Genomic DNA, 16,013 nt, shown 5'->3' with positions numbered 1-16,013 from the left:
TGATTTTGTAAAATAAATTAATTTTTATTCGAATAAATTTTATTATATACTTATACTTGTTTTTAGTAATATTTTTTATTAAAATAATTTATTTTTTTGAATTCCATAATTCGCGTAAACCTACAGTGCGATTAAATACTAATTTATCTTTTATAGAATCAATTTCGTCTATACAAAAGTAACCAATTCTTTCAAATTGAAAAAATATGTTCTTTATCTTGATTACTGTTTTTTCTATAAAACCATTTTTTATTATTAACGATTTTGGATTTATATACGAAAGAAAATTTTTTTCTCTTTCCGGATTTTTAATATTAAATAAATGATTATACAGTCGAAATTCTGCAGGAAATGTATTATTGACTGAAATCCAGTGTATTACTGCAGGATTTTTATTGTTTTTTGTTTTTTTTCCTAAAGTATTTAGATCACAAAAACATATGATTTTAACTATATTGTTGTATTTGTCTTTTTCTATTTTTTCTGCTTTTATTACATATGCATACCTTAGACGTACTTCTCCACCAAGTTTCAATCTTTTATATTTTTTATTGTATTTTTCTTGAAAATCTACACGATCAATATATATAATTTTGGTAAAAATAATTTCATGAGTACCTAATTCTGGAATACTTGGATGATTAGGAACTATAAATTTTTCTTCATAATTGTCATCTAGATTATATAAATATATTTTAATTGGTTCTAATACGGCCATAGTGCGAATAGCTATTTTATTCAAATCTTTTCTAATACAGTACTCTAACATAGAAAATTCTATTAGATTATTTTGTTTCGTTATACCAATGTTTTCACAAAAATTTTTAATAGAAGCAGGAGTGTAACCTTTTCTTTTTAAACCAGAAAGAGTAGGTATACGAGGATCGTTCCATCCGTTTACAAATTTTTTTTTAATTAAAATTGATAATTTTCTTTTAGATAAAACACAAAATTCTAAATTTAATCGAGAAAATTCATATTGTTTAGGGTATTTTTTTACACTAGTATTTTTTAAAATCCAGTTATATAACGATTTGTTGTCCTGAAATTCTAATGTGCATAACGAGTGAGTAATTCCTTCAATAGAATCTGAAAGACAATGAGTAAAATCATACATTGGATATATGCACCATTTATTTTTAGTTTGGTGATGTTCAGAAAAAATAATTCTATATATTACAGGATCACGCATAACCATAAAAGAAGATTGCATATCAATTTTGGCTCTCAAACATACTTCTCCTTCAGAAAATTCGCCTTTTTTCATCTTCTGAAATAATTTTATATTGTCCTGAATAGTTCTATCTCTATATGGACTATTTTTTCCTGGTTTTTTCAAACTCCCTCTATATTCACGTATTTGTTCCTTTGTTAGTTGATCTACATATGCAAGACCCTTTTTTATTAATTCTTTTGCATATTTATACAATTTTGGAAAATAATCAGAAGAATAATGAACATTATTGTTCCATTTATAACCAAGCCATTTAATGTCTTCTTGAATTGCATTGATATATTTTATATTTTCTTTTAATGGATTGGTATCATCAAATCGAAGATTACATTTTCCATTATATAATTTTGCCAGTTCAAAATTTAAACATATTGATTTTGCATGACCAATATGAAGATATCCATTAGGTTCAGGTGGAAATCTAGTATGTAAGGATAAGTTTTGATCTTCATCAAAATCGTTGTTAATGATTTGACTGATAAAATTATTTTTATATTTCTTTTTTTTATTATTCATCTATTTCTCGTTTGTTATTCTTTATCTAAATTGATAAAAATATTTTTGTTGATTATTCGATAGATATATTATAAAGTATAACAACTCTTAGATAATTAAAAATTTATTTAATAGGCTACGTAGCTCAGTTGGTTAGAGCACAGCACTCATAACGCTGGGGTCATGGGTTCGAATCCCGTCGTAGCTACTAGATATTTTAGCGCGGGAGTGGCGAAATTGGTAGACGCACCAGATTTAGGTTCTGGCGCCGAAAGGTATGCGAGTTCAAATCTCGCCTCCCGTATATTTTACAACATACAATAAGAAATGGGGTATAGCCAAGAGGTTAAGGCACCGGTTTTTGATACCGGCATCCCTGGTTCGAATCCAGGTACCCCAGCCAATCTGGGTACTATCTTGTTTAATTCCTATATAAAATAACATTTAAAAATCATGTTATTTTTTAGTGTTTATTAATTTTTAATTCAACTAACAAATAATTTATTATTTTAAATTGTTAAGATAAATTTTTATACTATGAATTTAGATAAATTAAAAAAAAAAGCCGCATGGGCAGCATTAGATTATATTCTTCCTGGTACTATCATTGGAGTTGGCACTGGCACTACTGTTTCTTTTTTTATTGAAGCATTAAGTACAATAAAAAAAATAATATACGGAGCAGTATCTAGTTCTAATAATTCTACGTTATTATTAAAAAAAAATGGAATACAGGTGTTTAATTTGCAAAATTTCAGTTCACTTCCTATTTATATTGATAGTGCTGATGAAATCAATCATCAGATGCAAATGATTAAAGGAGGAGGAGCAGCTTTAACTAGAGAAAAAATTATTGCTGCAATAGCAAAAAAATTCATTTGTATTGTTGATGAATCAAAAATAGTAGATGTTTTTAGTAATTTTCCCTTACCTATTGAAGTAATTCCTAAGGCGTTGTCTTATATTTCAAAAGAAATAATAAAAATTGGAGGACAACCAAAATATCGAAAAAATATCATTACAGATAATGGGAACATTATTATAGATGTATATAATTTACATATAAAAGATCCTGTCTTTTTAGAAAAAAAAATTAATTCACTACCTGGTGTAGTAACAGTAGGCTTATTTGCCTCAAGATCTGCCGATATTGTTTTAATTGGTACACGAAAAGGTGTTAAAGTTATTAAAAAAAATAAATTTTAACTATATTCAAAAAAATTTAAAATTAGAAATAATATTTGTATATATAAATTATCCGTTAATAATTAAATTGCACAGAAAAATATAATAAATTCATTAACACTTCTAAAATATTATATAAATATAAATGTATATATGATACTAAGCATGTTTCTTGTTTGACTATTTTACAATGCAATCGATTCAAGTTTTTTTAAAGATAAAGTGACAGCAGATAAATATAAAAAAATTTTTGTTTCTAAACATGTTTTTTTAAAAAACATATATCGTGTTCGTTTTACTTTTTACTATATTTTATATTATTATCAATGTAACATATTAGAATCTATTTTTAATTGTTAAAGATGTGATTTTAGTTTCTAGTTTAAATATGATAATATCATTTTAATCGATTTTTATCGAATTTTTGTAAAATTAGGAATGGGAAAAACTTTAATTATTTTTTTCAGAAATTATGATAAAAAATTTTTCTAGTCAGTTATCTTATAATTTTTTCATGGGTTACTAATAGTGTTTATCCTTACTAAAAGATAAGTTTTTTAGATATAATATTAAAAATTATAATTGATAAGAGTTTTATCAAAAACTATTTTTTAGCTCACCAAATTTTGTTTGTAGCGCAGTGATTGCTACAATAGCAGCCGTTTCTGTTCTTAATATTCTAGGACCTAATTTAACGGAAGTAAATCCACATTTAATAATTTTTTTAATCTCATTTTTTGAAAATCCACCTTCAGGACCAATAACTATTCTAATGTATTTTTTAAATTCAGTTAGTTGATTAATTGTGACATCAGATTCCGGATGGAAAATAATTTTCATATCATTTTTTTTATTGTTTTTACACCATGATAAAATATCTTCAGGTTTTTTTATTTTAGGAATAATATTACGATTACATTGTTGACAAGAAGATATTATTATTTTTTTCCAGCGTTTTATTTTATGAGAAAAATTAAAGAATTTTTGCTGAATATTACAATTTTCAGAAAATAAAGGTGTAATTTGTTTAATACCCATTTCAGTAGATTTTTGTATAATAAATTCTATTTTATCATTTTTAGAAATCACTTGTCCTATGTGGATATTAATAGAAGATTCATTATTTTTAATTTCATTTTTATAAATTTTAATTTTTATTGCGTGAAAGGTAATACATATTATTTTAGCAAAAAAAACATAATTAGTATTATTAAATATTTCTATTTTATCTTGAATTTTTATTCTTAAAACCTTGCTAAGGTAATGACTATTGTCTTTTGACAAATTATAAGTTTGATTTATTTGTAAATGTTCTTTCATATAAATACGTGGTATCTTATGTTTCATAAGATTAAATCTCACCTCTTAATAAGACATTTTCTATACACATAATTATTATGATGGCCTTGTATTTGAAATATTAACCCCTCTCTTTTACATTCCCAATTTGTAACAGGAAATTCTATATCCCACTTTTCAAATATTTTTTTTTGTTTAAGAGATAACGAAATGTTGTATCGTTTACTCATATAAAAATAAGTTCTAGCTATAGCTCCCCGAGCTCTTACAGGTGGTTCGACTAGTTTTTTTGTAAAATCTATTTTAAAATTACATTTTCCATATTTTGAAGTTTGTTTATTTAATTCATCGTACATGAAATTAGAACGATCTCCATTGATTTCGCCAATAACTGGTTCTAAATTATAAAGATCTGATTCAATATTATTATAAATTTGATTTTTTGTACATTTTTTACGACCACCTTTTTTCCAACATGTTTTTTCATGTCCAAATTGCCATGCTGGTACTACATGTTCCCATTCAATTCGTGTAGCTCTATTTTTATTTTTACGGATTTTATACCCACAAGATGATAAAATAGGAATACCTTTTTTTTGCTTCCAGATAATTTTACATCCACAATAAAATGAGCCTGGAACTTGTTGGTGAATTTTTATTGCTTTTAGTTTAGCTTGATGAAAATTTTTTATTTTTTGTTGTTTGAAATGATTTTGTTTAATTGAAAAGAAAAAAAAAACATACTGATTATAATTATTATTTTTTTTATCATTTTGTATTTTTATCAATTTTTAAAAATTAATTTTGTATAATAAATTATATTAAAAACATGTGTAACATTTTTTTAATTAATATGAATATACAATATATATTAATTTTTTTGAAAATAAATATCAAGAAATATTCTTAAAAAGAAATATCATATAAAAACAATTTTTTATAGTAAGAAATTAATACATATTTCATATGCATGATGTTATATTTTTATAAAATTTCACATGATAAATTTGTTAAATATCAATAAAAAAAAGGTAAATGAAAATGAATGAATATCTTTTTACATCTGAGTCTGTTTCAGAAGGTCATCCAGATAAAATAGCTGATCAGATTTCTGATGCTTTACTTGATGAAATTCTTAAACAAGATAAAAAAGCACGTGTTGCCTGTGAAACATATGTTAAAACAGGGATGGTTTTAATTGGAGGAGAAATTACAACAACTGCATGGGTTGATGTAGAACAAATCACTCGTAATACTATTAAAAATATCGGCTATATTGATTCTGATACGGGGTTTAATGCTGATTCTTGTTCTGTTTTAAGCACAATTGGAAAACAATCTATTGATATAAATCAAGGTGTAGATCGTATTAATCCTTTAGAACAAGGAGCTGGAGATCAAGGAATTATATTTGGTTATGCTACTAATGAGACTGATGTTTTCATGCCAGCTCCTATTACTTATGCTCATCTTTTAATGAAAAAACAATCTGAATTAAGAAAAAATAAAATTTTACCTTGGTTGAGGCCTGATGCTAAAAGTCAAGTAACGTTTAGATATAAAAATGGAAATATAGTAGCAATAGACACTGTAGTTTTTTCAACACAACATCGAGAAAATATTTCTCAAAATATTTTAAAAGATGCAATTATGGATGAAATTATAAAACCAGTTTTACCAAAAAAATGGCTAACAAAAAACACTAAATTTTTTATTAATCCTACCGGTAGATTTGTTATAGGAGGTCCAGTTGCAGATTGCGGTTTAACTGGTCGCAAAATTATTGTAGATACTTACGGTGGTATGTCTAGACACGGTGGAGGAGCTTTTTCTGGCAAAGATCCTTCTAAAGTAGATCGTTCTGCAGCATATGCAGCTAGATATGTAGCTAAAAATATTGTGGCAGCTGGTTTAGCTGATCGTTGTGAAATTCAATTATCATATGCAATTGGAATAGCAGAACCAATTTCTATTATGGTTGAAACATTTAATACTGGGAAAATCAGCAATCAATCTTTAATTTTTTTGATTCGTGATATTTTTGATTTACGTCCATATGGATTAATTAAGATGTTAGATCTTATACAGCCAATTTATCTTAGTACAGCAGTTTACGGTCATTTTGGAAGAAATGAGTTTCCCTGGGAAAAAACTGATAAAATAGATCAATTATCAAAATAATGTAATATGATTTAAAATTTTCAATGCTAAATATTAAATATTTTTTGAGTATATCAATTTTTAAAGATAAAAAGAATGTTTTATGAATAAGAATATATGGTCATTGTAATATTGCCCATGTTTATTGTTAGCATGGGTAGTTTTTATTTTTGATGTAATCTTCAAAAGATATTTTGTCTTCTTGTTCTATAATTTTTTGTTTTTCATGTGAATGTATGACTTCATTTTCTAGTAATGTTTGATGCAAAATTTTATGTGATTTATTAATGAATTCTTCATGGTATTTATTTGAAAAATTTAAACCAGTTTCTTTTGCACCTATTTCAAGAAAATATTTTAAGCATTGAGCAGAATAAGTTAAATCTGGATTTTTAAAAAATGAAATGATTTTTTCGCATACTTCTTGATACAATTGATTATTTTCTATTTTATCAAGTATATACGCAATATTATTGAGATCTTGAAAAATGGTTTCACCAATTTCAACTAGTGTTTTTGTTTCATTTTTTTGATTAATATAAATTTTTTGATTCGGTTTTCTTCCTTCAAAAATAATTTTTTCCCAGTTTCTAGTGGTCAGGATAAAATCCGATTTATTCATCTTTGGGGAATCAATTAAGGTACACCAGATTAAAAATAAATCTAATAATAATATTTGACTTTTATCTATACCTATTGATGAAAATGGATTTATATCTAATGAACGTATTTCTACATATTCAATACCTCTTTTTTTTAATGCTTCTATAAGTGTTTCACCATTGTATGGTGTTCTTTTGGGTCTGATTTGTGTATAAAGTTCGTTTTCTATTTGTAAAATATTAGTATTTAATTGTTGAACGTTGCCAGATATATCTTGTAAACCTATTTCTATAAATTTTTTTGATGGAGTCATCATTGCATATTGTAGTGATTTAAGATATGAATTTAAATTATTAAATGTAATGTTTAAATCCATAATGTTCGTATTAGTATATCCCATATCACTTAATCTTAGTGCAGTAGACCATGGTAAATAATATATATTATCTTTGTTCTTTTTGAATTTATGTATTTTTTGTTTATTTTTTAAAAAATGTGATGTAATTGCTGGAGACGCGCCAAACAAATAAGGAATAATCCAGCCAAATCTATAATAATTTCTAATTAAATTTAAATATCCTGATGAAATAGAATCTATTTTATTTTTTTCTTTCCAATGACGCCAAAAATTTAAGGGTAATGAAAAGTTATAATGTATACCAGAAATGGTATTCTTAAGATCACCATAACGCGCTTTTAGACCCATACGATAAGTAGTTTTTTTTCTTCCTAAATTAGAAGATCCGTATTGAGCAATTTTAATATTTGTTTTATCATCGTAACAGTAGGGTATACTAAATGGCCACATTCTTTCATTTTGTGTTTTAGATGCTACAAAACAATGAATATCTTTCAAAAAAGATAATAAGTAATTGATGTTATTGCTACTTGGAGTGATGAATTCTAATAAATTTTCTGCGAAATCAGTAGTAATCCATTTATGGGTTAAAGCTGATCCAATAGAATTGGGATGTGAAGATTCAGAAAATCGTCCATTTTTTTGAATTCTCAAAGTTTCACGCTCAATTCCTCGAAAGATACCTTTTAATATTCTAGGATTTTGTTTTAACCAGGAAATTTTTTCTGAGATATCTTGTATCAATTTTTACTCCTGATTTAACATGTTTATTTTATATTTTGAAAAAGTTTGTTTATATTCATGTTCATGTTAAAGAGATATTTTAGTATATTTTATGCATCCGGAAGGATTCGAACCTCCGACCGCTCGGTTCGTAGCCGAGTACTCTATCCAACTGAGCTACGGATGCATATTGATGTTGATCAATTATAATATTATTTCGGTGAGAGAGGGATTCGAACCCTCGATGCAAAATTTTTTTACATACTCCCTTAGCAGGGGAGCGCCTTTAACCTCTCGGCCATCTCACCTGATTTTTTATTTTACAATCATTATTGTACTTTTTTTTAGATATAAGTCAAACACATTTTATGAATTTCATAGAGATGAATAAAAATGCATCTTACTTAACAAGTAGTAAGATGCATGATTCATTAGAAACTTTTTTTTTGTTTTTTTTCAGCTTGAATACGTTGATAGATTTCTTCACGATGTACCGAAACTTCTTTAGGGGCGTTAACACCAACTCGAACTTGGTTACCTTTAACTCCTAGTACTGTTACAGTTATTTCATCTCCAATGATTAATGTTTCGCCAACTCGACGAGTTAGAATCAGCATTATTTTTTGCTCCTTAAAAGATTAAAAGAGTTCGGTCTTTCCAATCCCTGGTTTTATGAATAATATAGGGTTAAACGTAGACCAAAAAACATTTTATGATATATTATATTTTTTATAAGTAGATTGACACAAATTAGTATTATTTGTTTAAAAACTTTTAATTTAAAATAAATTTACTTTTTAATATATTAAAAAATCATCTTTATTTTTTAATTTAACATTAATCCATGATTGCATACTATTTAAAATAATCGGTAATTTTTTTGTATTGATACCTCCTCCTTCGGCGATTTCTTCTTTTCCTCCACCGTTTCCTTTTATTTTTTTCATAATTATATTTATAATATTTTTAGCTGTTATATGATTAATTAAATTTTTTGACACTCCAATCACAATAGTAAAATGGTTATCTATAATATTAACCAATATTATCACTATGTTCTTTAGTTCTTTTTTTAATTGATTAACTATTGTTCGTAATAATTTATGTTCATAATTATGAAAGATATGTGATATAAATTTTATTCCTTTTATTTCATTAGCATTTTTAACTAATTTTTTTATATTTTTTGCATTTTCTTTATTTTGAAAATCAATGATTTTATTTTCTAATTGTTTTGTTTTATTTATTAATTTTGTGATTTTATCTTTAATGCAAGCAGAATTACAATTTAGTAAAAAAGATATATCTTGTATATTATTATCTTTTTCATGTAAATAAGCTATTGCTTTTTGTCCAGTTTTAGCTTCAATTCTTTTAATTCCGGAAGATACACTTGATTGAGAAAAAATTTTAAAAAGTCCTATATCTCCAGTTCTTTTTGTATGAGTTCCACCGCAAAGTTCAATCGAAAAATCTTTTATAAAGACAGTTCTGACTTTAGAGCTATATTTATTTTCAAACAAACACATTGCTTTCTTTTTTTTTGCTTCTTCTAAATTTAACATTTGTGCTTTAATAAGAATATTATCACGAATTTTCATATTAATAATATGTTCAATTTTTTGAATATGAGATGTTTTTATGGTTTTAAAGCAAGAAAAATCAAATCTTAAATGTGTATCAGAGACCAAAGAACCTTTTTGAAATACATCATCTCCAAAAGTTTCACGTAGTGCAGCATGTAGTAAATGTGTAGCTGAATGGTTTATTTGAATAGAATGTCGATAATTTTGATTGATCTGACTAGATATACAATCATGAACTTTAATTTCCCCTATAATGAGTTTTCCAATATGTCCTATTGATTTCCCGTATCTTTTTGTATTTTCGACTATAAAACGTGAATTTTTATTGTATAATTCACCTATATCTCCTATTTGTCCACCAGATTCTCCGTAAAATGTTGTTTTATCAAGAAAAATAATTCCAGTTTCATTTTTCATAATTTTTTTAACTAATTGATTTTTTATAAAAATATATCTTACTACAGATTTTGTCTTATGTTTGTTGTATCCTTCAAATAAGCATTTATCATTTACAATGATACTATTATTGTAATTTTTATAGAATTTATTTTTTCTACTAGATTCTCTTTTTTGTTTTTCTTTTAGTAACTTATAACTAATATAATCTATTTTTATATTTTTTTCACGACACACATCAGATGTTAAATCAATGGGAAACCCAAAGGTATCATAAAGATAAAAAAGGGTTTCACCAGAAAGTGTGTTAGAATTTGCTTTTTTTATTTCGTCATCTAATATTTTTAGTCCTTTATCGAGAGTATAAGAAAATTGTATTTCTTCCATTTTTAATATTTTTTTTATTTTTTCTTTTTTTTTCTTTAATATATCAGAGTTTTCACCCATTACTTTAATTAAAGTAGATACTAATTTATAAAAAAACTTTTCTTTAATGCCAAGTTTGTGCCCATGTCTTAAGGCTCTTCTAATAATTCGTCTTAAAACGTAACCTCTGTTTTCATTAGATGGAATAATATTATCTGAAATAATGTATGCACATGATCTAATGTGATCAGCTATAATTCTCAATGAAACGTGATTTAAATCTTTTATAGAAGTTAACATGGATATATTTTTAATTAATTCTTGAAATATATCAATATCATAATTAGAATTTACGTTTTGTAAAACAGCAGATATTCTTTCTAGTCCCATACCAGTATCTATGCATTTGTTTGGTAAATGAACTATTTTTGTTTTTGAAATTCGATTGAATTCTATAAAAACAATATTCCAAATTTCAAGAAAACAATTACCTTCATTTTTGAAAAATTCTAATGAATTTTTTATTAATTTATCACTATAATTATAAAATATTTCCGTTGATGGTCCGCATGGACCAGTATCTCCCATTTGCCAAAAATTATCGGAATTATACTTGCAATTATTTTTATCACCTATCCTTATAATACGTTCGGGAGGTATTTGAATTATATTTTTCCAGATTTTATATGATTCATAATCATTTTTATAGACTGAAACCCATAATTTATCTTCAGGTATATTAAACCATTTTTTTGATGTTAATAATTCCCAAGCATATTGTATAGCTTCTTCTTTAAAGTAATCATTAAAACTAAAATTACCAAGCATTTCAAAAAATGTATGATGTTTAGAAGTATATCCTACATTTTCTAAATCATTATGTTTTCCACCAGTTCTTAAACAGTTTTGAACTGTAACAACACGAGAGTGATTAATTTTTTTTTGACCTAAAAAAATTTCTTTAAATTGATTCATACCAGCATTAGTAAATAATAAAGTAGAATCGTCTTCTGGAACTAAAGAACTACCTGGAAGAATTATATGTCCTTTATTTTGAAAAAATTTTAGAAAATCTTGACGTATTTCACTGGTTGTTTTATTCATGATTATTCTTTTTAATTTTAAAATCAAATATTAATTTATACTTCAATATTTTTAAAACTATTAATTAGTTTTTCAATTATTGTTTAACGATATTATTTTTGATATTTTTTTAGCAGTATCGAAAATCTTTAGAGCAAAAAAAGATTGTTTCATATATGTCAATGCTTTTCGTGCAGCTAATGTTTCTGGATATTTCTGAATGATTTCTTCACCTCTATTAATAACTGCTATATATTTTTTACGTGAAAAATAAAATTTTAAAATTTTCAGATCATATTCTGATAAACGACGTTTTATACATATCATGTGTTTTTTAGAATTTATTACATATGGACTATTAGGATATCTATCAATTAAATATTTAAATTGAAAAAATGCATTTATTGCGTGAATAGGATCGTTTTTATCATATTCTATAGGAAAAATTTTAAAGAATATATGTTTATCCATAGCTAAAACAATTAAAGCTTTCATGTATAATACATAATCTAAATTTGGATGATGTGGATAAAGACTGATAAATTCTTGTACAGTTTTTTGAGCCATATTAAAATTAAAATTTTTGTAATATACATAAATTAAATTTATTTGAATTTTATCATTATCAGTATTAAAAATATTATTTTTTTTTATATTTTCTAAGATGGTTATTGCTTCATCAAATTTTTTTTCTTTTAATTTTTTTTTAGCATTTTCGTAAAGCATATTTTTTTTGATTAAAGGAAAATACTTTAAAGTTTGACAATGTACTGTTAAATTTAAAAATAGAATGATAAAAATAAATATAGCTTTGTATTTTGTTTTCATTATGATTTATTCAGTTTGATTTAATAAAATTTTTATTAAAAAAATTTATATTTAATAGTATTATTAAATATTATTTTTTATAAATTTTTAGAATTAAGTTTATAAATGTATATAATATTTAATTATAGCGAGGATAATATTTTTGAAAAAAATAAAACTAAATGCCATTGTATCTTCTGTTTCTTTATCAGGGAAAAGATTAGATCAGGTGTTATCTAAATTGTTTAAAGAATATTCTCGTTCATATTTAAAACAATTAATTTTAATTAATCAAGTTTTTATTAATGATCATATAGTTAATCAACCTGATAGAAAAATATTAGGCGGAGAAATAATTACTGTCTATATTTTTTTAAATGATATTTCATTTAATCTGCCAGAGAAAATTAATTTGAATATTGTTTATGAAGATAATGAAATATTAGTTATTAACAAACCTGCGGGTTTAGTTGTTCATCCAGGTGCTGGTAATAATACAGGTACTATTTTTAATGCTTTATTATATCATTATAAAAATATTAAATATTTACCGCGAGCAGGTATCGTTCATCGTTTAGATAAAAATACAAGTGGATTAATGGTAATAGCAAAAACTATTTTTTCTTACAATTTTTTATTAAAATTGTTAAAAAAAAGAAAAATTTCTAGAGAATACCAGGGCATTGTCAAAGGAAAAATGATTTCTGGTGGAACTATAAATGCTCCTATTATGCGTCACCATAAAAAGAGAATATGTATGATGGTTCATCATTTGGGAAAAAAATCAGTTACGCACTACAAAATCATCAATGGTTTTAAATGTCATACTCATATATTGATACGATTGGAAACAGGGCGAACACATCAAATTCGTGTTCACATGTTACATATTGGCTATCCCTTGGTTGGAGATCCTCTATATAGAGGTCTTAATCGTTGTATAAGTTATCAAAAATATCAGGATGTATATAAAAAAAAATATCAATTTTCTCGTCAAGCATTACATGCCAGTCATATTGCTTTTTGTCATCCTGCTAGTCGATCTTTGATGTCTTGGACAATTCCGCTTCCTCAAGATATGAAAAATCTTCTTTTGAATTTATAAAAATCGGAAAGTTATTTTTTATTTATTGTATTTATTTTAAATAAAACATATTATTTATTCTAAATTTACTTGTTTTTTAATTTTATAATTTTTTTAATTTAAAAAAATAAAGAGTTGCCAATATCATGTTAGATGAATCTACAAAAACAGAATTTTTAATCGTATCTTTTATGAATTCTCGAAATCAAATTGTCAAAAAACCTTTGCGTGAATCTGTAAAAAAATCTTTAAAACATTATCTATTAAATCTAAATGGAAAATGTATAAATAATTTATATAAATTAGTGTTAGCTGAATTAGAACAACCTTTATTAGATATAGTTATGCAACATACTCGAGGAAATCAAACACGTGCAGCTTTACTAATGGGAATTAATCGAAGTACATTACGTAAAAAATTAAAACAATATGGTATGAATTAGTGAAGATTTAAATATTATTTTTTTCTGCACTTTCTATGTTTTATTAAGAATTAATTTCTTATAAGAGAGTGCAAGATCTTTTTTTAAAAAAATATATTCATAAATTTTTTCATGTTTTTATATTTTCCCAATTCTGTTAAAGATTGTTTTTAGCGCCCAAATATAACCGTCGACACCCAGCCCACTTATTACACCTTTAGAAATGTCAGATAACCATGAATGGGAACGAAAGTTTTCTCTTGAATAAATATTTGAAATATGAACTTCAATAAATGGAATATCAACAGAAATTAAAGCGTCTCTAATTGCTATACTAGTATGTGTAAATGCTGCAGGATTAATAATAATATAGTCAATTTTATTTTTTGAAGCATGAATTGTATCAATTAAAACATGTTCTGCATTAGATTGTAAATGTTGTAATTTAAAATTTAGTTTTTTAGCTTCTTTTTCTAATTTTTCTAATAAATCAAGCAAACTAAGATGTCCATAGATTTCGATTTCCCTTGTCCCTAAAAGATTTAAATTAGGTCCATTTACTATTAATATGTTTTTATTTTGTTTCATATAGAAATCTCTACTTAAGAATTGTTTTAAACATATAAAAAATGTTGTTTATTTTTTATTTTATATTTTATAATAAGTTTTTACAAGACCATTATAAATTAAGCGGGTTCAAATGACAGTTGAATTAGTTACTGAATCTTTATTAACTGTAAATAAAATAAATCATCAAGATATTTTTATTTGTTTAGAAGAACTTTGTAAGCGTAAAATAGATTACGGGGATTTTTATTTTCAATCTCATCTTTATGAATCTTGGCATTTAGAAAATGGAATTATTAAAGAAGGTAGTTGTCATTCAGATCAAGGCGTGGGAGTAAGAGCTATTCAAGGAGAGACTACAGGCTTTGCATACGCAGATCAAATATCACTAAAATCTTTAATAAAAAGTACAAATATGGCTAATAGTATTATATTTACAAAAGGAGGAGGTAAAACAAAAACATTATCAACAAAAAATACAGTACCATTTTACACTAATATTAATCCTTTACATAAATTTTCTTCTCAAGATAAAAATGACTTGCTTTATAGGGCAAATCATATTGCTCGTAGCTTTGATCATCGTGTTGTAGAAGTCAATGTTACTTTAACAGGCTCATACGAACAAGTGTTAGTTGCTTCAACTGATGGCAGTTTAGCTGCAGATATAAGACCGCTAGTATATTTTTCAATTAGTGTTTTAGTTGAAGATCATGGGAAAAGAGAACGGGGCAGAAGTGGAGGAAGTAGTCGTACGAATTATGACTTTTTTTTAAAAAAATATGAAAATTCTAATGAAGTGAGAATTGATTATTGGGCTAAAGAAGCAGTACGAATTGCTTTACTAAATTTATCTTCTAAAGAAGCTCCATCAGGTACATTTCCAGTAGTTTTAGGATCTGGTTGGCCAGGTGTTTTATTGCATGAAGCAATTGGACATGGTTTAGAAGGTGATTTTAATAGAAGAAAAACTTCTATTTTTACGAATATGATTGGTAAAAAAGTAGCATCAGAATTATGTACTATCATTGATGATGGAACAATATCTAATCAACGTGGTTCATTGAACATTGATGATGAAGGCACTCCAGGTCAACATAATATATTAATTGAAAAGGGAATATTAAAAAAATATATGCAAGATAAACTTAATGCACACTTAATGGGTACAAAATCTACAGGAAATGGTCGTCGTGAATCTTATTCTTATTTGCCTATGCCTCGTATGACGAACACTTATATGTTGCCTGGAAAATCAAAAATAGACGATATTATAAAAAGTGTTGATTATGGTATATATGCTGTAAATTTTTCTGGAGGACAAGTTGATATCACTTCAGGTAAATTTGTGTTTTCTACTTCTGAAGCCTACTTAATAAAACAAGGAAAAATTTCTACTCCTATTAAAAATACAACGTTAATAGGGTCTGGTTTAGAAGTGATGCAAAAAATCTCAATGGTTGGTGATGACTTAAAAATGGATGAAGGCATGGGTTTCTGCGGAAAAGATGGTCAAAATATTCCAGTTGGAATTGGTCAGCCATCTATGAAATTAGATAGCCTAACAATAGGTGGAACGGCTTAATTGTTTATGTAAGATTTATTTTTAAAATTAATATAATAATGCAGTCAAGAATTACATCGT

At 25.6% G+C, this 16,013-nt stretch carries 13 protein-coding genes and 5 tRNA genes; 8 read left to right on the top strand and 10 right to left on the bottom strand.

Annotated features, from left to right (window positions below; genetic code table 11):
• Window positions 1–88: 88 nt before the first annotated feature.
• Window positions 89–1,750, bottom strand: coding sequence for a glutamine--tRNA ligase (gene glnS / locus ATN01_RS02085; protein ID WP_075433434.1), 1,662 nt, complete (start codon window positions 1,748–1,750; stop codon window positions 89–91).
• 113 nt (window positions 1,751–1,863) lie between these two features.
• Here glnS and ATN01_RS02080 point away from each other — a divergent pair.
• From ATN01_RS02080 to rpiA, 4 genes are all read left to right on the top strand, one after another.
• A tRNA-Met gene (locus ATN01_RS02080) sits at window positions 1,864–1,937 on the top strand.
• A 14-nt stretch (window positions 1,938–1,951) separates the two neighbouring features.
• Window positions 1,952–2,033: transfer RNA gene (locus tag ATN01_RS02075), tRNA-Leu, on the top strand.
• A gap of 24 nt (window positions 2,034–2,057) precedes the next feature.
• Window positions 2,058–2,132, top strand: a tRNA-Gln gene (locus ATN01_RS02070).
• A 134-nt stretch (window positions 2,133–2,266) separates the two neighbouring features.
• The gene (rpiA, locus tag ATN01_RS02065; RefSeq protein WP_075433433.1) at window positions 2,267–2,935 is read left to right on the top strand and encodes a ribose-5-phosphate isomerase RpiA; all 669 of its coding nucleotides are present in this window, start codon (window positions 2,267–2,269) and stop codon (window positions 2,933–2,935) included.
• A 576-nt stretch (window positions 2,936–3,511) separates the two neighbouring features.
• On the opposite strand, the gene ATN01_RS02060 is transcribed toward rpiA, so the two are convergent.
• Together ATN01_RS02060 and ATN01_RS02055 are read right to left on the bottom strand one after the other, a co-directional pair.
• Window positions 3,512–4,261 carry a 16S rRNA (uracil(1498)-N(3))-methyltransferase gene (locus ATN01_RS02060; RefSeq protein WP_075433432.1) on the bottom strand — a complete coding sequence of 250 codons (750 nt, stop codon included), beginning with the start codon at window positions 4,259–4,261 and terminating at the stop codon, window positions 3,512–3,514.
• Window positions 4,262–4,272: 11 nt separating this feature from the next.
• Window positions 4,273–5,001: an endonuclease gene (locus tag ATN01_RS02055; RefSeq protein WP_154021183.1), complete on the bottom strand. Its 729-nt coding sequence runs from the start codon at window positions 4,999–5,001 to the stop codon at window positions 4,273–4,275.
• A 253-nt stretch (window positions 5,002–5,254) separates the two neighbouring features.
• On the opposite strand from ATN01_RS02055, the gene metK reads away from it, so the two are divergent.
• The gene (metK, locus tag ATN01_RS02050; protein WP_075433431.1) at window positions 5,255–6,394 is read left to right on the top strand and encodes a methionine adenosyltransferase; all 1,140 of its coding nucleotides are present in this window, start codon (window positions 5,255–5,257) and stop codon (window positions 6,392–6,394) included.
• Window positions 6,395–6,521: 127 nt separating this feature from the next.
• Here the strand turns inward: metK and gshA are convergent, their stop codons facing one another.
• The 6 genes from gshA to ATN01_RS02020 all read right to left on the bottom strand — a co-directional run bounded on the left by gshA (window position 6,522) and on the right by ATN01_RS02020 (window position 12,316).
• Entirely contained in the window at window positions 6,522–8,078 is a 1,557-nt protein-coding gene (gene gshA, locus ATN01_RS02045; protein WP_075433430.1) for a glutamate--cysteine ligase, read from the bottom strand.
• 92 nt (window positions 8,079–8,170) lie between these two features.
• A tRNA-Arg gene (locus tag ATN01_RS02040) sits at window positions 8,171–8,244 on the bottom strand.
• Between the two features lie 31 nt (window positions 8,245–8,275).
• A tRNA-Ser gene (locus tag ATN01_RS02035) sits at window positions 8,276–8,365 on the bottom strand.
• 123 nt (window positions 8,366–8,488) lie between these two features.
• Window positions 8,489–8,674, bottom strand: a complete 186-nt coding sequence (gene csrA, locus ATN01_RS02030) for a carbon storage regulator CsrA (RefSeq protein WP_075433429.1) — start codon at window positions 8,672–8,674, stop codon at window positions 8,489–8,491.
• Between the two features lie 180 nt (window positions 8,675–8,854).
• The gene (gene alaS, locus ATN01_RS02025; RefSeq protein WP_075433428.1) at window positions 8,855–11,509 is read right to left on the bottom strand and encodes an alanine--tRNA ligase; all 2,655 of its coding nucleotides are present in this window, start codon (window positions 11,507–11,509) and stop codon (window positions 8,855–8,857) included.
• A 72-nt stretch (window positions 11,510–11,581) separates the two neighbouring features.
• Window positions 11,582–12,316, bottom strand: coding sequence for an outer membrane protein assembly factor BamD (locus tag ATN01_RS02020; protein WP_075433427.1), 735 nt, complete (start codon window positions 12,314–12,316; stop codon window positions 11,582–11,584).
• Between the two features lie 142 nt (window positions 12,317–12,458).
• Between ATN01_RS02020 and rluD the strand changes: the two genes are divergently transcribed.
• Together rluD and fis are read left to right on the top strand one after the other, a co-directional pair.
• On the top strand, window positions 12,459–13,400 hold the full coding sequence (gene rluD / locus ATN01_RS02015; RefSeq protein ID WP_075433426.1) for a 23S rRNA pseudouridine(1911/1915/1917) synthase RluD: 942 nt from the start codon (window positions 12,459–12,461) through the stop codon (window positions 13,398–13,400).
• A 125-nt stretch (window positions 13,401–13,525) separates the two neighbouring features.
• Complete coding sequence (gene fis, locus ATN01_RS02010; RefSeq protein ID WP_075433425.1) at window positions 13,526–13,822, top strand: DNA-binding transcriptional regulator Fis; 297 nt, start codon at window positions 13,526–13,528, stop codon at window positions 13,820–13,822.
• Window positions 13,823–13,939: 117 nt separating this feature from the next.
• Here fis and aroQ read toward each other — a convergent pair whose 3' ends face one another.
• Window positions 13,940–14,389, bottom strand: a complete 450-nt coding sequence (gene aroQ / locus ATN01_RS02005; protein ID WP_075433424.1) for a type II 3-dehydroquinate dehydratase — start codon at window positions 14,387–14,389, stop codon at window positions 13,940–13,942.
• A 112-nt stretch (window positions 14,390–14,501) separates the two neighbouring features.
• Here aroQ and tldD point away from each other — a divergent pair, with 112 nt between their 5' ends.
• On the top strand, window positions 14,502–15,953 hold the full coding sequence (tldD, locus tag ATN01_RS02000) for a metalloprotease TldD (RefSeq protein ID WP_075433423.1): 1,452 nt from the start codon (window positions 14,502–14,504) through the stop codon (window positions 15,951–15,953).
• The last annotated feature ends 60 nt before the right edge of the window (window positions 15,954–16,013 follow it).

Source organism: Buchnera aphidicola (Diuraphis noxia) (assembly GCF_001700895.1).
GTDB classification, from domain to species: domain Bacteria; phylum Pseudomonadota; class Gammaproteobacteria; order Enterobacterales; family Enterobacteriaceae; genus Buchnera; species Buchnera aphidicola_D.
The sequence above is the reverse complement of the archived record's forward strand: the minus strand, read 5'-3'. Positions and strand labels throughout refer to the sequence as shown.